Consider the following 19,323-nt stretch of genomic DNA (forward strand, 5'->3'; position numbering starts at 1 on the left):
AGTCAAATTGGACGGGAATTATAATAGATTCTTTTTCCTTTGTCAAGGGGTTATCGCTTAAATTTGGCTTAAATTTATATAATCACCCTACCTCATCTCTTTTACTATGTTTTACTTGGCTTTAAACATTGCTTCTGCTTTTTTTGTATAATTAATACGTTTTTTTATTTTAATTTAATTAAGAATTTAAATTAAAATAGATTATTCAAGTGATATTTAATTATAATTTATACTATATTAATGTTCTTCACCTTACATATAAACAACAAAGAGGTATTTATGTTCAAAATCGTTATTGCATGTCTTATTCTATTAAATATTCTATTTGCTTCCCAAAAACAAAATTCTAATATTACAGAAAACTTATCTCTTTCAAAAGAAGAACAACAATGGATAAAAAATAACCCTGTAATTAAAATTGCAATAACAAACTATTGGACACAATTTGAAAATATCAATACTGATGTTATAAAACTTCTTAATAAATATGGAAACTTAAACATCGTATTAATTAAATATGAGACTTGGAAAGATGCATACAATGATTCAATCAATGGAATTAATTCTTATGGTATTTTAAATTTGAGCTGGAGTCAAGAAAGAGAAGACAAGTATTTTTATTATACAAAAGCTTATAATTTTACTCCAAGCCAATTAATTGTTAAAAAAACAAATACTGATATCCTATCTCTTAATGATTTAGAAAATAAAACAGTTTATACAAGGGAAAAATCAATTGCTAGAAAAATACTTGAGGAGGAAGTTCCTTCAAGTAATATCGTTGATATTAGTGATGAAATTTCTATGTTCAATAACTTATCACAAAGTCAAAAATCTGAAGCTATTTTCGATTTTGTTTCTGATACTGATTTGATTAATAGTTTTGATTTAAAGATAGTTAAAAATATTTATAATAAATATAGTGAAGTTTCAATTGGAATTAGTAAAAAACATCCTGAACTTCAAAATATTATAAACAAGATTTATGAAATAATTCCAAAAGATGAGTTATTAGAACTACAAAATAGAATATATCTTAAAGAAAAGAAAAAAACTTTTATCTCTTTAAATAGCCAAGAAAAGGAATGGCTTGATGAACATTTAATAATAAAAGTTGGAAATGAACCTGATTATGCACCATGGGATTTTAATAGAAACAATGAACCCCTTGGTTATTCAATTGACTATATAAAATTATTAGCATCTAAACTTGGCGTGAAAATTGAATTTGTTCAAGATTCTTGGGGAAATCTTAATAAAAAACTTGAAAATAAACAAGTTGATCTTTTGCATACAATGTATAAAAACAATTCAAAAAAAGGTGTACTTTATACAGACAAATATAAAACTGTTATAAATGCAATATATGTACATGAAGATAATACTAATATACAAAGTTCAAAGGATTTAGAAGATAAAACTATTAGTATTCCAAAAGGTGATTCGATATTAATTTCTATTAAGGATAATTTTCCTAATGCAAAAATCATTGAACCAGATGGATATGTTGAATCTTTAAAAAATGTTGCATTGAAAAGAAGTGATGCAACAATTTTAGATATGGCAGTTGCAAATTATTTAAAAAATGAGTTTACAATACCAGATTTAAAGATTATAGATCAAATTAAATTTTCTTCAAAAAATCTTGTGCATAGTTATAGAATAGGAGTTAGAGATGATTATCCAATATTGGTGTCATTATTAAATAAAGCTATAAATAGTTTAACGGAAGAAGAACTACAAAAATTAGATGAGAAATGGCTCTTAGAACCAATACAAAAAAAAGACCAAAATAGTTTAAATTTATCTAAAGAAGAGCAGACATGGCTAAATAAAAAAGAAACTATTAAATTCAGTGTAGATCCAAATTGGTTTCCAATAGAAGGAATCAACAAAGAAACTGGGAAATATCAAGGTATGATCAGTGATATAATCGAAAAAATCAAAGAACTAAGTGGAATGCAATTTGAACTTATCCCTACAAATACATGGAGTGAGTCAATTGATTTAATAAAATCAAAAAAAATAGATATGTTATCTGCTGTAAGTGTAACTCCAGAAAAAGAAAAATTTTTAAATTTCTCCCATACAAGCATTGAATTAAATGACGGTGTAATAATGAGAAGTGATGCTCCTTTTATCTCTTCATTAGAAGATTTAAAAGGATTAAAAGTTGGTATTCCAGATGGGAATGGACTTGAAAAAACGATTAAAGATAAATATCCAGAGTTGAGCTTAATCCCAATTAAGGGAGTAAAAAATAGCTTAGAACAACTTAACTCAAAAAAAATTGATGCATATATTGGAAATTTGGAAGTTTCTTCATTTTTAATTTTTCAGGAATCTTTTTTTAATTTAAAAATTGCCCTTAGCCTAAATGAGAAAAGAGCTGTAAAAATTGCTATAAATAAAGAATATCCAAAAGAAGCTATTCAAATTATAAATAAAGCATTAGAAAAAATAAGCCCAGAAGAACTTCAAACTATTAAAAAGCGATGGATTGGTATAAAACTTGAAGATAAAACTGATTACTCACTAATATGGAAATTTTCTGCAGCATTTATTTCTATAGTTCTACTATTTGCTTATTATAATAGAAAACTTAAATTATTAGTTGCTAAAAAAACAGCTCAATTACAATCACTTTTAGAATCTTTTGATACAAATGTAATTGCATCAAGAACTGATTTGAAAGGTAATATTACATATGCTAGTAAAGCATTATGTCAAATAAGTGGATATTCAAATAAAGAGTTAATTGGAAGTTCACAAAATATCGTAAGACATCCAGATACAAAAGAAGAGATATTTGAAGAGTTATGGCAAACAATAACAAATGGAAAAATCTGGAAAGGTGAATTAAAGAATGCCAAAAAAGATGCTGGATTTTATTGGTTAGATATAATTATTACTCCTGAATTTGATGATAATGAAGAAATCATTGCATTTAGTGTAATAGGAGAAAATATTACTGCTAAAAAAGAGGTTGAAGAATTAAGTAAAAATCTTGAACAAAAAGTTGAAGAAAGAACCTATCAATTAAAACAAAATCAAGAACAAATGAAATTTGTATCTCATTATGCAAATCTTGGATTTTGGACATTTAATCCTCAAGTTGGTGATTTATTAGTTAATGATACCTTTGTTCAAATGCTAGGATATGATGCTAATGAAGTTTTAATTGCTGGTTGTGAAAATGAGATGTTTAAACCATTTAAAGATGGTTTGGCTTTTTGGGAACAACTTATACATGAAGAAGATAGAGAAAAAACAGCTGAAAATATTAATGCTCATATAAATGGAGAGACAAATTTATATAAATCAGAATACAGAATGAAAAAAGCTGATGGCTCTTGGATGTGGTCTTTAGATATAGGAAGAGTTGCACAAAGAGATAAAGACGGTAAAGCTATAGAATTTAATGGAGTAAATTTAGATATTCAAGATGCAAAAAACGCCCAAGAACTTATATCACAAAATAAACTTTTCCTCAATTCTCTTTTAGACTCTCAAGAACAAATAGTAATCACTAAAGAGGGTAAAACTTTAAGAAGCGTAAATAAAAAATTCTTAGAATTTTTCGATGTTAAAAATATAAATGAATTTACAAAAGATTATGAATGTATTTGTGATAAATTTGTAATAGATGAAACAAATACTTATTTACAAAAAGATATGAAAAAACTAAGTTGGATAGAGTATGTAATTAAAAATAGTAATAAAACCAATAAAGTAGTAATGGAAAAAGACAACATTCAAAGAATATTTAGTGTAACTGCTGCTGTTATGCCAATAGGTGATGGTACAATAAAATCAGCAGTATTTACAGATATTACAGAACTGGAATTTAAAAAGAAACAAACTGATACGATTCTGTCATCTGTACTTTTACCTATGATTATTACTTCTAAAAAAACAAGAAAAATTGTTTATGCAAATACTTTTGCAGAAGAACAATATGAAACTACATTGGATGAATTAATTGGATTGGATATTGAAGTATTTTATACATCTGATAATCAAAGAGATACCATATTAGCTGAATTAAATAGTAAAGGTATTCTTCAAAATTTTGAAACTACATTTAAAACTTTAAAAGGTAAAAAATTTGATGCTATTTTATCTTTAGTTGATATATCTTTTGGTGGAGAAGATTGTTTTTTAGGAGTTGCAAGTGATATTACACAACAAAAAGAACTTCAAAAAGAGATTGAATCAATACATAGACATACAAGAGAATCTATTGAATATGCATCATTAATTCAACATGCTCTTATACCATCAAATGATTTATTTAGAAAATATTTTAGTGATTATTTAACTATTTGGCATCCAAAAGATATAGTTGGTGGAGACATCTATCTATTTGAAGAACTTAGAAATGACAATGAATGTCTTTTAATGGTAATAGATTGTACAGGACACGGAGTTCCAGGTGCATTTGTAACTATGTTAGTTAAAGCAATAGAAAGACAAATAACATCAAATATAATAAATAGTAATGAAGTTGTAAGTCCAGCGAAAATATTAAGTATTTTTAACAGAAGTATGAAACATCTCTTAAAACAAGAAGATAATGAATCAATTTCAAATGCAGGATTTGACGGAGGAATTTTATATTATAATAAAAAAGAAAAAATAGTTAAATTTGCAGGTGCAGAAACTGGATTATTTTATATAGAAGATGAAGAATTAAAAATGATAAAAGGTAGTCGACATTCAGTTGGATATAAAAAATCTGATGCAAACTTTGAGTTTAAAGAGTTTATAATAGACGTAAAAGATGGAATGCAATTTTATCTAACAACAGATGGATATTTAGATCAAAATGGAGGAGACAAAAGCTTTCCATTTGGTAAAAAAAGATTTAAAAAAATTTTAGAAGAGAATTATAATTTACCTTTTGCAGACCAACAAGAGATATTATTATACGATATGCAAGCTTATCAAGGTGAGGAAGAAAGAAACGATGATATTACTATTGTTGGTATTAAAATATAAGGATTAACATTGAAATTTTTAGTTGTAGATGATTCTAAAATCGCACGAAGTAGAATTTGTGATTATATTAAAGAACTTGGATATGAAGTTCTCGATGAAGCTTGTGATGGTATTGAAGCAATTGAAAAATATAAAAAATTACTTCCAAGTGTTATTACTATTGATTTAGAAATGCCAAATATGAAAGGAATTGAAGCTTCAAAAGAGATATTAAGATTAAATCCTAAAATAAATATTATTTTGATAACATCAATTGTTGATAAAAAAGAAGTGATAAATGCACTTAAAATTGGGATTAAAAAAGTTATTCAAAAACCTTTTACCTTTGAATATTTTGCACAAGAAATAAATAAATTAAAAAAAGGAGCTTCTCTGTGAATATAAGTACTATACAAGAAATAGTAAAAAAAGATGGAATAGTATTTTTAACATATGGTGGTTTTTTATCACAAGCATTAATTTCAGGTATGACAGAAGCCCTTGAAAAAGAAGCAAAACAAAGTGATTTAAATATGGGAGATGCCAATAATATTTTTATTATATTTATTGAACTTGCACAAAATATGATGAATTATTCTAAAACAAAATCAAAAGATAATAATGACTTAGCATCGGAGGGATTAATAGTTGTTGGCAAAGATAATGAATTAAACTATTATATTCATAGCCAAAATGTTGTTGGAAAAGAAGATAAAGAAAAAATTGAACCTAAATTAAAAGAGATATTAACTTTAGATAAGGAAGAGATTAAAAGAATGTACAGAGAGTTACGAAAAAGTGGGAAAAATACACATGGGAAAGGTGGGGGAATTGGATTTTACGAAATAGCAAAAAGATGTGATAAAATTAATTATGAATTTATAGAGATAAATGAAAATAAATTTTATTTTCATTTTAAAGCTGAAGTAGCAACTAAATAATAAGGGAACAATACATGGAAAATATAAAAATTGAAGCTACTAGATACACACCAGAAATATTGATGGATAAAGATACCGGTATAATATCTATAGTAGGAAAATCATACCCTGAAAATACATTTGAATTTTATGAACAAGTTATGAAATGGATGAGTAAATATTTTAAAGAAGCTGCAAAAGATAAAACTATTATTAATCTTGAAATAATTTATTTTAATTCTAGTAGTTCAAAATTATTTTTTGATCTTTTTGATTTATTAGAAGAGGCAAACGCGAATAATAAAATAGAAATAAATTGGTTTTATCATGAAGATAATGAATCTGCACTAGAAGCTGGTGAAGATTTTAAAGAAGATTTTGAGAATTTAGAATTTAACTTAATAAAAAAACAATAAAGAATTAAAATGGAAGAGATTAGTGAAAATAAACTTATACAAGAAATAGAAGATTTAAAAAAAAGTTTTAATGAAACAACAAGTAAGCTAATAAAAGACATTAGAAGACATGATAAAATCATGGCTAGAAGTGATAAAAGACAACAAATCGAATATGATGAACTTCAAACAAAATTACAAGAAATTGAAGCGTTAAGTAAAGAGATAGAAGATACACAAAGAGAAGTTGTTTTTACAATGGGTGCAATTGGAGAAAGCCGTTCAAAAGAGACTGGAAACCATGTAAAAAGAGTTGCTGAATACTCAAAGATATTGGCTTTACATTATGGATTATCGCAAGATGAAGCTGAACTATTAAAACAAGCAAGCCCAATGCATGATATAGGAAAAGTTGCAATTCCTGATGCTATTTTAAATAAGCCAGGTCGATTTGAGGAAGATGAACGAATAATTATGAATACTCACGCTCAAGTGGGCTTTGAAATGCTTAAACATTCAAATAGGAAGTTATTAAAAGCAGCTTCAATTGTAGCTTATGAACATCATGAAAAATGGAATGGAAAAGGATATCCAAGAGGTTTGAAAGGTGAAGAGATTCATATTTATGGAAGAATAACAGCACTTGCAGATGTTTTTGATGCGCTGGGAAGTGATAGATGTTATAAAAAGGCATGGGATGATGAAAAAATATTTAATTTTTTCAAAGAAGAAAGAGCCCAACATTTTGATCCAAAACTTATAGATATTTTTTTTGAAAATTTAGATAAATTCTTAAAAGTTAGAGAAGATTTAAAAGATAAATTTTAAATCTTCATTATACTAAGACTAAAAGTTACTTATATAAACTTTTGATTAATCAATTCCACTTATTTTATAAAACTCACTTAAACTCATTATCTAAGCACTTATTTGATAAAATACAAGCCTAATAATAGTTTCACAATCAAAGGTTTAATAATAATGAGTGAGCACAAAGATTTTTTACGTACAATAGTTGACGAGGACTTAAAGTCTGGCAAATATAAAAAAATAATTACAAGATTTCCTCCAGAACCAAATGGATTCCCACATATAGGACATGCAAAATCTATCTGCATAAATTTTGGTATTGCACGTGATTATAATGGTTATTGTAACCTTAGAATGGATGATACTAATCCAACTACTGAAGACACAAAATATGTTGAAGCACTTAAAGATGCTGTAAAATGGCTTGGTTTTGACTGGAATGATGATGTATATTTCACTTCTGATTATTTTCCTAAAATATATGATTATGCTGTTGAACTTGTTAAAATGGGTAAAGCATATGTTGATAGTCTTAATGAAGAAGAGATTAGAGAATACAGAGGAACTGTTAACGAAGCTGGTCGTAGAAGTATTTACGCAGAGCGTTCTATTGAAGAAAACCTTGACTTACTTGAGAGAATGAAAAAAGGTGAGTTCAAAGAAGGTGAACATATCCTAAGAGCTAAAATAGATATGAGTGCAGCGAATATGAAAATGAGAGATCCACTTTTATATAGAATCAGGCATGCACACCATTTTAGAACACAAGATGAATGGTGTATTTATCCTATGTATGACTTTGCACATTGTTTATCTGATTATATTGAGGGAGTTTCTCACTCTATTTGTACACTAGAATTTGAAAATAATCGTGATATTTACGATTGGGTATTAGATACACTTAATCTTGTTCCACCAAGACCTTATCAACATGAATTTGCACGTTTAGGTATAAACTATACTGTTATGAGTAAAAGAAAACTTTTAGAACTTGTAAATGGTAACTATGTAAATGGTTGGGACGATCCTAGACTTCCAACAATTGCTGGATATAAAAGAAGAGGTTATACACCTGAGTCTATATTAAACTTCTGTGACCAAATTGGAATTGCAAAAGCAAACTCGATGGTTGATGTTTCTCAACTTGAATTTTGTATAAGAGATGATTTAAATACAAAAGTTCCAAGAGTTATGTGTGTACTTGAGCCACTTAAAGTAACTATTGAAAATTATGAAGGAAGTGAAGAGATTGAAGCTTCATATTATCCACATGATGTACCTAAAGAGGGTTCAAGAAAAATACCTTTTTCAAAAGTGATTTATATTGAAAGAGAAGATTTTGAAGAAAATCCTCCAAAAGATTACAACCGTTTAACGCTTGAGCAACCTGTACGTTTAAGACATGCATATATCATCACTTGTAAAGAGATAATAAAAGATGCAAATGGAAATATTGTTGAGATAAAAGCAGAATATAACCCTACTTCAAAAAGTGGTTCAGATACAAGTGGTATCAAAGTTAAAAGTGCAATCCAATGGGTTGATGCAGCACAAGCAAAAGAAATCGAAGTAAGACTATATGACAGATTATACTCTTGCGAAGCTCCTGATGGACTAGAAGATTTAAACCCTAATTCATTACACATTATCAAAAATGCACTTGTTGAGCCAGCTGTTATCACGGATAGTGCAGATGTTAGATTCCAATTTGAAAGACAAGGGTATTTTTATGCTGACCCAATTGATTATACAAATGAAAAACCAGTATTTAATAAAATTGTAGGATTAAAAGATTCTTGGGCTAAAAAAACAAAAGTAGTTGAAAATATAGATAAAACAGAAGTAATATCTAAACAAGAAACTAAGAATTTACAAGTTATTGGTGAAGTTGCACCTATGAGTGAAAATCAAAAAGCATTATTTGATAAATATACAAATGAACTTAATCTAAATAGTGAAGTATCAAATATTCTTGCACGTGATGAAAAACTTTCATCATTCTATGAAGAAACATTATCAAAGCTTAATAGCCCTGTTTCAATTGCAAATATTGTAGTAAATGAAGTAGCAAAAGAACTAAAAGAAAAACAAGCCAATGAACTAAAATTTACAGCATCTCAAATAGCTGAACTTATCAAAATGGTAGATGATGAAATAATTTCAAATAAAATTGCAAAACAAATATTTGAAGAGATGAGTCAAACAGGAGTAAATCCTTCAAAAATAGTTGAAGATAAAGGTTTAGTTCAAATAAGTGACCCAAGCATTATTTTACCTATTATTGATGAAATCATTTCAAAAAATCCAGACAATGTAGAAAAATTCAAAGCAGGAAATACAAAACTGTTAGGCTTTTTTGTAGGACAAGTTTTAAAAGCTACGGGTGGGAAAGCAAATCCACAAGTTATTAATGAGCTTGTGGCTGAGAAGTTGAAATAACACATTAATATCAAAGACTATTTAATAATAGTCTTTGTAAAATTCCAACTAAAAAAGACTTCCTTTCCATCTTCATAAAATAAAACTAGTCTATCAGACAAAATACAATTCTTATTTTCAGTTTGGCAAAAGAATAAAACTAGGAATAATTGATTAAATATGTATTTGATTATCTACCATATGAAACTGAATTAATTTCCCTTCCTCATTAATCCTCAGATGATAATGGTCTCCATTATAAAAAACTGCCATTTTCCCATGTCTTGTAAAAATTTTATTTGTATTCTGAAAGTGATGTTCAATTTCTTTTCATATACTACTCAAGACTTGTTCAATCAATAATTTTAAATCTTTTTCTTTATAGGGGAATGGTGTTTTATCTTTAAAAATTCCAACTTGATAATCTTTCATATGTCTCAATAGAATATGAATATATGAATCAACATCCCAATAAATTTGCCTTTTAGTATGCATTAAAATTGAAGAATCAAAAGTTTCTATAGCACTAAATATTTCAGAAAATATTGGATTATTAATTTCATCTGAATATTTAGCAATTTTAGCTTTCTCTAATTCTTTTATAAATTTTGTAAGTTTTTCTAAATAAATAATATCTTTAATTTCCAAATAATACTTTTTATCTATTTCTGTTAAAAGATTACGATTCGCTTTAACTTTATAATAACTCCTCAACATATTTACATTATTTTCTATACTATCTTTTGAGAAGCCAAATTCTTTTAATATACGTGAATCAATTATTCCTTTATTAAAAGCTAAGGTTATACCAATTAATTGTTCTTTTTCATACTGTATTAACTTTGTACCTCGATTGTACTTCATAATAAAGTAATTTTGAAGTAGAACATCAACGTCAATATCACTTAAATCAGTTTCTATTTCTATAATATTTGGAACTTTCTTTTCACCTGTTTCATATATTTCTATTTCTTTAAAATAAACCAAAAAAGATATTTTACTAATATCCCTTATATCTATTCCTTAATACTTTAGCATTTTATTTTTTTCAATAGAGATATTTTAAGAAGAAGGAGATTTAATGCAGATTTTATTTTCAATTATTTCTTTTGATAAATTCAAATACATTTCTAAATTATCTAAACTTTTTTTATCATAATAAATAACACCTACTATTGAATTACCATAATTTTCAAATGATTTAGTATTATTTTTTAAATCAAACGTAGTCATATATTGATTTTTCCCAACTAATTCATATAAATCTTGATAATGAAAATTTTCTCCATATACTTCAATAGTTGGCATTCCAATAACAGTATAGTCAATAAATTTATATTCATATATCATATAACTCTCAAGATTTTAATTATTAAAATGAGTATATCTAAAACTGTTAGAATTTTAAAACACATCATTAGAACTATCAATATAGTTTTCCTCAATAAAATCTAAAAAGATAGTTCAATGAAAATTGAAAAAATATTATGGAAGTTACCGTCCAGTAATGACTGCTATATTTTTTAGTTTGAAACGGGATTTTTCAAAAAGTGTATTTAGTAATTTGATTTATTTTTGATAAGAAATGGAAGTGGCTCCGGCACCAGGATTCGAACCTGGGACCAAATGATTAACAGTCATCTACTCTACCGCTGAGCTATGCCGGAACTTGTAAGTTTGTTTTTTGAAAATTTATAAATGGCTCCGGCACCAGGATTCGAACCTGGGACCAAATGATTAACAGTCATCTACTCTACCGCTGAGCTATGCCGGAATCTATAAATTTAAACATTAAAAAAGAAGTTATGGCTCCGGCACCAGGATTCGAACCTGGGACCAAATGATTAACAGTCATCTACTCTACCGCTGAGCTATGCCGGATTTTGACTTCATCTTTAATGGGTTGGAATTATAGTAAAAAAATGCTTTAATGTCAAGGCAGAAAAACTATTTCTTTAAATTTTTATAAAATTCAACTCCACTGCTATTTATAAGCGTTATTATCTTGTTTTTTATTAAGTCATTTAAAGTCATTTTTGATTGATTATCAAACATGTTTTCTATATCTTCAGCAGTTAATGGTCTTCTTTTTAGCATTTTAATTATTTCATCTTCTGAGTATGTTTGCATTGATTTTGGTCTATTTTTGTAAACAATATTTACATTAATATTTTTAAACTCACTAGCAACATTTTCCAAAAATTCATAAGTTACAGGTTTCACCTCATAAGCTGGTGGTCTGTCAATTGTTCCTATATCTACTCTCTTAGGCTTAATTTGATTTATCGCTTTATTAAGCAACTCTATCTCTTCTATTTTGTCATTTAAATCTTTTACAAATAAAATCTCTAATACTAAATCATTTTTTGTTTGTTTTGAAAAATCTATCATCGCAGGAACTATTTTTTGTGTTTCAACACTACTATTTACCCTATCAAGTTTTTTGAAACATTTTTCACTTATACAATCAAGGGATAGTTTTACAATATCAATTTTTAAAAGAGCATCGTAAATCTCTTTTTTATATATAGTACTTCCATTTGATAAAATCAGAGTTTTTGTATTTGCTTTGATTTTATTGATTTCAGTAATCAATTCATCTAATTTGGGATATAAAGTTGGTTCACCATTTGCTGTTAGTGTTATAACATCTATTTTAGGATGCATTTCGAAGCTATTTTTAATCTCGTTAATAATATTTTCAACACTTGGATATTCATCCATTTTATCAACTGTTTTAGCGCCTTCTAATTCACAATATAAACAATCAAAATTACACTGTTTTTTTGAAGGAGATAAATCAATACCTAAAGATATACCAAATCTTCTTGAGGGAATTGGTCCAAAAATAATAGAATTTGAATATGACATGATTTTTTCTTTCTGATAGTATAAGTGAGAAAATTCTCACTTATGTTAGTTAGATTATTTTTTACTTACTCTTTGACACTCTTTTACAAAGTGAATTGCATTTTCAACTGGAACATCTGGTAATATTCCATGTCCAAGATTAAAGATATGTCCCTCACCTTGCATTATATTTTGTAAAGCTTCAACACATTTTGTTGTTTGTTCTTTTGAATATAATCTACAAGGTTCCATATTTCCTTGAAGTACATACTTACTTCCTAGTTTTTCCTTAGCTAGTGCCATAGGAGTTCCCCAATCAACACCAAACACATCAAAGTTTCCATAAACTTTATCTAAAAATGCTGGAATTCCTTTTGGGAACATAATTACTGGAATATGAGGATATTTTTCTTTTAAATACTCTGAAATCTCAACCATATATTTCCATGAAAATTCATCATACATAGCAGGTTCAATCGCAGATGCCCAAGAATCAAAGATTTGAACCACATCAATACCTGATTGAATCTGTTTTTCCATATAAAATTTTACAACTTCAGTTACTTTTTTTAATATCTTGTGTAAAAGTTCAGGATTTGAATACATCATCTTTTTACAAAGATTATATGTTTTTGTTCCTTGACCTTCAATCATATAAGTAGCAAGCGTCCAAGGAGCTCCTGTAAAACCAATTAAAGCTTTATCTTCTGGTAATCTTTGTTTTAAAATTTTAATTGTTTCATAAACATAAGTTAATTTATCAGCAGCAGCTTCTCCACCTAAAAGTGCATCAACATCAGCTTCAGTTACGATTGGGTCTTTAAAAATTGGACCTTCACCTTTAATAAAATCAAGGTGCATTCCCATTTCATTTGGAACTACTAAAATATCTGAAAATAAAATTGCAGCATCAACACCTACAATATCAAGTGGTTGAATAGTAACTTCGGCTGCTAGTTCTGGATTATGACAAAGATTTAAAAAGTTTCCAGCTTGAGCTCTAACATTCATATATTCAGGAAGGTATCTTCCTGCTTGTCTCATCATCCAAACTGGTGTATATGGAGTTGGTTTTCTAAAACATGCATCAACAAAAATTTTTGACATTTTTATCCTTAAAATAGTCCCTATTTTAAGGGACCAAAATTTATATATTTACTTTTTTAAAAGTAACAAAAAATTTAATGTTTTCCAACTTTACCTAAAAAGTAAAGTCCTACAGATAATATTCCAATTGATAATGCAAAATATAACATTTGTAATGCACCATCATAATTTGTATGTAATACCTTTTGGAAAAAACTAACAATTAAAACCATCACAATAACTTTTGCAATTTTATCTTTTAATTGATCAAGTGAATGAATAGCTAAGATATTATTTCCAGCTTGTGTCTCTTCAGCTGCATCAATTTTTGAAATAAATAATTCATATATACCAAATGCAAAAATCAACATAACAACAGCAATTAAATATAAATCAACTGCTCCAATAATCTTACTTACAATCTCTTCATGAAAATTTTCTGGATGTAACCCATTTAAATAAACATTTAATGTATAAACTAAAACTTCAAAAATATCTTTTGAAGCTACAACAAAAAGTATTATAGCTCCAATAAGTCCAAAAATAACTGGAAGCAAAACAAAAAGTCTTGCTTTCCACATCGCATTTTCAAAGATTTTTTCTAACATTAGATATCATTTTCCAGATCAGCCCATTTTAGAGCGATTCTAACTGCATTTGTTGCAGCCCCTACTCTTACTTGGTCAGCAACATTAAAATAATGAATAATATTTGAAGAATAAATATCTTTTCTAATTCTTCCAACATATGTAATATCTGTATCTGTTGAAATAATTGGCATTGGATATTTTTTATTTGCTAAATCATCAATAACTTCTACATTTTCAAAGTTATTTAATACTTCTCTTACTTTTTCTAAATCAACATCTACACCATCATTAAATGTAACTGTAATTGATTCACTATGAGATCTTAGAACTGGAACTCTTACACAAGTTGCTGCAATTTGCATCTCTTTGTGCATAATTTTTTGAGTCTCTTTTACCATTTTCATCTCTTCTTTAGTAAATCCATTATCCGTAGCAACGTCAATTTGAGGAATTACATTTAAAGCAATTTGATGAGGGAAAGCTTTTATTTCAGCTTCATCAAGTGTAAATGAAAAGAATGCTTGCATTTGTTTTACAAGTTCTTCCATCCCAGTTTTACCAGCACCAGAAACTGCTTGATAAGTTGATACATCAACTCTTTTAATTCCATATAATTCATCAAGTGGTTTTAATGATAAAACCATTTGAATTGTTGAACAATTTGGATTTGCAATAATTCCTGATTCTTTCCATAATACTATATCTTCTGGATTTACTTCAGGTACAACTAAAGGAACTGTTGGATCCATTCTAAAGTGACTTGTATTATCAATTACAACAGCTCCTGCTTCAACTGCAAATTTTGCAAATTTTTCAGAAACACTTCCACCAGCACTAAAAAATGCAATTTCAACATCATTTTCTTCAAAACAAGTTTCAGTTAATTCTAAAACTGTAATCTCTTTATTTTTATATTCAACTTTTGAACCAGCACTTCTTGAACTAGCTAACGGTATTAATTTATTAATAGGAAAATCATACTCTTCTAAAACTCTAAATAATTCTTCCCCAACTGCACCAGTAGCTCCAACAACTGCAACATTAAACTTTCTCATCTTTCTATTCTTCCTCACCTTTTTCTAAATTATCATCTTCTAAATCTATTACATCTAATAAAGTTTGTGTTTTATTTGTTTCATGATCAAATGGAATTGATTCTAAAATTTCACCATCTTCTGTGTATCTAATAATATTTCCATTTTCATCTAATTCTATCTCTTCATCCTCTTTTGGACATTTAGCAATTGATACAACTTTATCATTTTTATCTACATTTACAATTATTACACCAGCCGTATTTCTTCCAGCTTTTCTAATTGATTGCATATCAACTCTAATCATTTTTCCAATTGAAGTTAATAACATTAAATCTTGTGTATCATCAACTAAAACTTCACCGATTACATTTCCTGTTTTTGGTGATAATTTCATAGAAATAACACCTGAACCTGCTCTATTTGTAAGTCTATATTCACTTACAGTTGTTCTTTTTCCAATACCTTTTTCAGATACAGTTAAAAGTTCTTGTTCTTCATTACTTACAACATCAGCATCTACAACGAAGTCTATATCATGTTTAAACTTGATACCTCTAACTCCTCTTGTACTTCTTCCTTGATCTCTTGTTTTTTCAATTTCGAATCTAATACATTGACCCATGCTTGTGAAAATCATTAAATATTGAGTTTCAACATCTGCAATTTTTGCAGTTACAATTTCATCTAAATCATCAAGAACAATAGCTCTTACACCATTTGATCTAATATTTGAGAACTCACTTAATGAAGTTCTTTTTATAATTCCATTTCTTGTGAAGAATACTAAAGATTTAGATTCATCAAAATCAGGAGTTGGAATAATTTCCATAATTTTTTCGTCAGGTCTTAAGTTGATTAAGTTAACAACTGCTTTACCTTTTGCAGTTCTACTTCCTTCAGGAATTTTGTAAACTTTTAACCAATATAATTGTCCCATATTTGTAACAAACATTAAAGTATCATGAGTATTACTTACAAAGAATTTCTCAATAAAGTCATCATCATGAGTAGTCACGGCAACTTTACCTTTTCCACCTCGTCTTTGTTTTTCATAAGATTTGATTGGAACTCTTTTTACATAACCATTATGAGTGATTGTAACAACCATTGGCTCATTTGGAATTAAATCTTCAATATCAATTTCGTCATAAGAATCTTCAATATCAGTTCTTCTATCACTTGCAAATCTCTCTTGAATATCAGTTAATTCTTCTTTGATAATTTCATTTAATTTCTCTTCAGATTTTAAAATAGATTCTAATTCAGCAATTAAAATCATTAATTCTTGATATTCAGCTTCTAATTTATCTCTTTGAAGACCTGTTAATCTTCCAAGTCTCATATCTAAAATAGCTTGAGATTGAATTGGACTTAAACCAAATCTATTTTGTAAACTATCTTTTGCTTCTTGATCATTTGCACTAGCTCTGATAATTTTTACAACTTCGTCAATATTGTCTAAAGCAATTTTTAAACCTTCTAAAATATGAGCTCTAGCTTTTGCTTTTTCTAAATCAAAAATTGTTCTTCTAATAATTACTGTTTTTCTATGTGATAAGAAAACAGTTAATAATTGAGGTAATGTAAATACTTTTGGTTCTTTGTTATAAACAGCTAAAAGAATAATTCCAAAAGTAGTTTCCATTGGAGTTGATTTATACAAGTTGTTTAAAACAATTTCACTCATCGCATCTTTTTTAAGTTCAATTACAACTCTAATACCTTCTCTGTCAGATTCATCTCTAACTTCTGAAATACCATCAATTTGTTTATCTTTTGCAAGGTTTGCAATAAGTTCAATTAGTCTTGCTTTATTCACTTGATAAGGTAATTCATCAAGAACTATAATCTCTTTTTTACCTCTTGTTTCAATATGATGTTTAGCTCTAATTCTTACTCTTCCTCTACCTGTATTATATGCATCAATAATTCCTCGTCTACCAAAAATTGTTCCACCTGTTGGGAAATCTGGCCCTTGAATAAATTGCATTAATTCATCAGCAGTTGCTTCTGGATTATCAATTGTGTATAAAACAGCATTTAATAACTCATTAATATTATGTGGAGGGATTTTTGTAGCCATACCAACCGCAATACCTTCACTTCCATTTAGAAGTAAAGTAGGAACTCTTGTTGGAAGAACTGAAGGTTCTTTCATCGTATCATCATAGTTTGGAGTAAAGTTTACAGTATCTTTATCTAAATCTCTTAAAACTTCTTCAGCTATTTTTGTCATTCTAGCTTCTGTATATCTCATAGCAGCTGCGCTATCTCCATCAATAGAACCGAAGTTTCCTTGACCATCCACAAGTGGTGCTCTCATTGAGAAAGTTTGTGCCATTCTTACAAGTGCATCATAAACAGAAGTATCACCATGAGGGTGATATTTACCGATAACATCTCCAACAATTCTTGCTGATTTTTTATAAGCAGATTTTGAAGTAATATTTAAATCGTGCATTGCAAATAAAATTCTTCTGTGTACTGGTTTTAAACCATCTTTTGCATCTGGTAATGCTCTACCTATAATAACGCTCATTGAGTAATCTAAATATGAAGCTTTAACTGAGTCTTCAATATTTATGTCTATAATATCTTGATTTTCGAAAAGGTTTTCCATAAAAAAAGGCCTTTGTAATATAAAATTGATTTATTATATCTAAAATGCGCTTAGCATAAGTTGTAATAAAATTTATAAAAATATAAATATAAAAAAAGGGACAAAAGCCTAAACTTTCATCCCTTTATTTTTAGCTAACTAAAAAATTAATTTTCACTCTTATATTTAACGATTATAGAATAAATTTCATCTTTTAATTTTAGCTTCTCTTTTTTACTAGCTTCAATTTCAAATTGATCAGCATGCGATTCTTCAAGTTTTGCAATAATGTCATCTAACTCATTATGTCTTTCAAAAAGTTTATGAAAGTGTCCATCTTTTTGTTTTAACTCTGTAATTAGATCTCTGTATTCGTGAAACATTTTACATCCTATTTTTTAATTTATAAAGATTATACTAACTAAGTACTTAATTTTTTGTAAAAAATTATTTATTAACTTCTATAATCAGCATTTATCTCTACATATTTGTAACCTAAATCACATCCATAAGCTGTAAATTTACCTTCACCTAATCCAATATCACAAATAATTTTATATTTATCTTTTTTTAAAACATCTGCAGCTTTTGCTTCAATTGTTGCATCAAAACAGATTTCACCTTTATTAAAAACAACTACATCATTATAAGAAATTACTAATTTTTCATCATCACAATCAATTCTTGATGCGCCAATAGTTGAAGCAATTCTTCCAAAGTTTGGATCTTCTCCAAAAAGTGCTGTTTTTACTAATAATGAATTTGATAAAGCTTTTGCAGCAATCATTGCTTGTTCATTTGAAACAGCATTAATAACTTCAAATGCAGCAACTTTTTTTGCACCCTCACCATCTGCTACCATTAACATAGCCATATCAAACATTACAAGTCTTAAAACTTCTAAAAATGCTTCTTTGTCATAAGCTTTTGAATTTCCATTTGCTAAGACCATTACTGTATCATTTGTTGAAGTATCTCCATCAACTGAAATTGCATTAAATGTTGTTTCACTATTTACTTTTAATGCTTCCATAATATCTGAGTAAGGAGCAGCTGCATCTGTGCAAATAAAACATAACATAGTTGCAAGATTTGGGTTTATCATTCCAGCACCTTTAGCAACAGCACCAATTTTAAATGAACTTCCATCTTCAAGTTTTACTTCATACATACAAGTTTTAGGATAGGCATCAGTTGTCATAATTGCTCGACTAAGATTTTCACCATTTTTAGAAGTTAAATCAAATCTTTTTGCACCTGCTACAATTTTTTCAATAGGTAATGGATTTCCAATAACACCAGTTGAACTCATAATTGGATTTACTAAACCAAAATCTAATTGAGAAAATAGTGTATTAATATTTGCAATACCTTTTTTTCCAGTTAATGCATTTGCATTTTTAGAATTTATTAAAACAAAGTTTGTTTTAAAATCTTCGCCATATTGTAAAAAATGTTTTAAAGGTGCTGCTTGAAATCTATTTTCTGTAAAAATTGCTCCAACAGTACAAGGTTTATCACTATAGATAAATCCTAAATCATTATTTCCATTTGGCTTAAGTCCTGCGTGAATTCCATCACAGAAAAATCCATCTATTTGATCAATATAACCCTTGATTGGTAAAATAGTAAACATAA

General features: G+C 27.8%; 15 protein-coding genes and 3 tRNA genes. 6 read left to right on the forward strand and 12 right to left on the reverse strand.

Going from position 1 to position 19,323, the window contains the following annotated elements; all coding sequences use genetic code 11:
* Window positions 1-279: 279 nt before the first annotated feature.
* From AVENP_RS12160 to AVENP_RS12185, 6 genes are all read left to right on the forward strand, one after another.
* A complete protein-coding gene (locus tag AVENP_RS12160) occupies window positions 280-5,001 on the forward strand; it encodes a transporter substrate-binding domain-containing protein (protein WP_172664307.1) in 4,722 nt (1,573 codons plus the stop codon).
* 9 nt (window positions 5,002-5,010) lie between these two features.
* Window positions 5,011-5,379 (forward strand): response regulator, encoded by a 369-nt coding sequence (locus AVENP_RS12165; RefSeq protein ID WP_128360254.1) that lies wholly within the window; start codon window positions 5,011-5,013, stop codon window positions 5,377-5,379.
* A complete protein-coding gene (locus AVENP_RS12170; protein ID WP_204514139.1) occupies window positions 5,376-5,921 on the forward strand; it encodes a SiaB family protein kinase in 546 nt (181 codons plus the stop codon). The genes AVENP_RS12165 and AVENP_RS12170 overlap by 4 nt, the downstream gene beginning before the upstream one ends.
* A 14-nt stretch (window positions 5,922-5,935) precedes the next feature.
* Entirely contained in the window at window positions 5,936-6,316 is a 381-nt protein-coding gene (locus AVENP_RS12175; protein WP_128360253.1) for a DUF1987 domain-containing protein, read from the forward strand.
* Window positions 6,317-6,325: 9 nt separating this feature from the next.
* A complete protein-coding gene (locus tag AVENP_RS12180; RefSeq protein ID WP_172664308.1) occupies window positions 6,326-7,123 on the forward strand; it encodes an HD-GYP domain-containing protein in 798 nt (265 codons plus the stop codon).
* Window positions 7,124-7,276: 153 nt separating this feature from the next.
* Window positions 7,277-9,544, forward strand: coding sequence for a glutamine--tRNA ligase/YqeY domain fusion protein (locus AVENP_RS12185; protein WP_128360252.1), 2,268 nt, complete (start codon window positions 7,277-7,279; stop codon window positions 9,542-9,544).
* Window positions 9,545-9,853: 309 nt separating this feature from the next.
* Here the strand turns inward: AVENP_RS12185 and AVENP_RS12190 are convergent, their stop codons facing one another.
* The 12 genes from AVENP_RS12190 to argJ all read right to left on the reverse strand — a co-directional run bounded on the left by AVENP_RS12190 (window position 9,854) and on the right by argJ (window position 19,321).
* A complete protein-coding gene (locus tag AVENP_RS12190; RefSeq protein ID WP_128360251.1) occupies window positions 9,854-10,510 on the reverse strand; it encodes a hypothetical protein in 657 nt (218 codons plus the stop codon).
* A gap of 75 nt (window positions 10,511-10,585) precedes the next feature.
* A complete protein-coding gene (locus tag AVENP_RS12195) occupies window positions 10,586-10,873 on the reverse strand; it encodes a hypothetical protein (RefSeq protein WP_128360250.1) in 288 nt (95 codons plus the stop codon).
* Window positions 10,874-11,115: 242 nt separating this feature from the next.
* Window positions 11,116-11,190, reverse strand: a tRNA-Asn gene (locus AVENP_RS12200).
* Between the two features lie 32 nt (window positions 11,191-11,222).
* Window positions 11,223-11,297, reverse strand: a tRNA-Asn gene (locus AVENP_RS12205).
* A gap of 32 nt (window positions 11,298-11,329) precedes the next feature.
* Window positions 11,330-11,404 (reverse strand) — tRNA-Asn (locus AVENP_RS12210).
* 66 nt (window positions 11,405-11,470) lie between these two features.
* Window positions 11,471-12,394, reverse strand: a complete 924-nt coding sequence (locus AVENP_RS12215; RefSeq protein ID WP_128360249.1) for a radical SAM protein — start codon at window positions 12,392-12,394, stop codon at window positions 11,471-11,473.
* 54 nt (window positions 12,395-12,448) lie between these two features.
* A complete protein-coding gene (gene hemE / locus AVENP_RS12220; RefSeq protein ID WP_128360248.1) occupies window positions 12,449-13,480 on the reverse strand; it encodes a uroporphyrinogen decarboxylase in 1,032 nt (343 codons plus the stop codon).
* Between the two features lie 74 nt (window positions 13,481-13,554).
* The gene (locus AVENP_RS12225) at window positions 13,555-14,067 is read right to left on the reverse strand and encodes a YqhA family protein (RefSeq protein WP_128360247.1); all 513 of its coding nucleotides are present in this window, start codon (window positions 14,065-14,067) and stop codon (window positions 13,555-13,557) included.
* The gene (locus AVENP_RS12230) at window positions 14,067-15,104 is read right to left on the reverse strand and encodes an aspartate-semialdehyde dehydrogenase (RefSeq protein ID WP_128360246.1); all 1,038 of its coding nucleotides are present in this window, start codon (window positions 15,102-15,104) and stop codon (window positions 14,067-14,069) included. Before AVENP_RS12230 ends, AVENP_RS12225 begins: the two co-directional genes overlap by 1 nt.
* A 4-nt stretch (window positions 15,105-15,108) precedes the next feature.
* Window positions 15,109-17,706, reverse strand: coding sequence for a DNA gyrase subunit A (gyrA, locus tag AVENP_RS12235; RefSeq protein ID WP_128360245.1), 2,598 nt, complete (start codon window positions 17,704-17,706; stop codon window positions 15,109-15,111).
* 146 nt (window positions 17,707-17,852) lie between these two features.
* Window positions 17,853-18,068, reverse strand: coding sequence for an HP1242/YdcH family protein (locus AVENP_RS12240; protein ID WP_128360244.1), 216 nt, complete (start codon window positions 18,066-18,068; stop codon window positions 17,853-17,855).
* A gap of 71 nt (window positions 18,069-18,139) precedes the next feature.
* Window positions 18,140-19,321: a bifunctional glutamate N-acetyltransferase/amino-acid acetyltransferase ArgJ gene (gene argJ / locus AVENP_RS12245; protein WP_128360243.1), complete on the reverse strand. Its 1,182-nt coding sequence runs from the start codon at window positions 19,319-19,321 to the stop codon at window positions 18,140-18,142.
* Between the last annotated feature and the right edge of the window lie 2 nt (window positions 19,322-19,323).

Source organism: Arcobacter venerupis (genome assembly GCF_013201665.1).
GTDB lineage: Bacteria > Campylobacterota > Campylobacteria > Campylobacterales > Arcobacteraceae > Aliarcobacter > Aliarcobacter venerupis.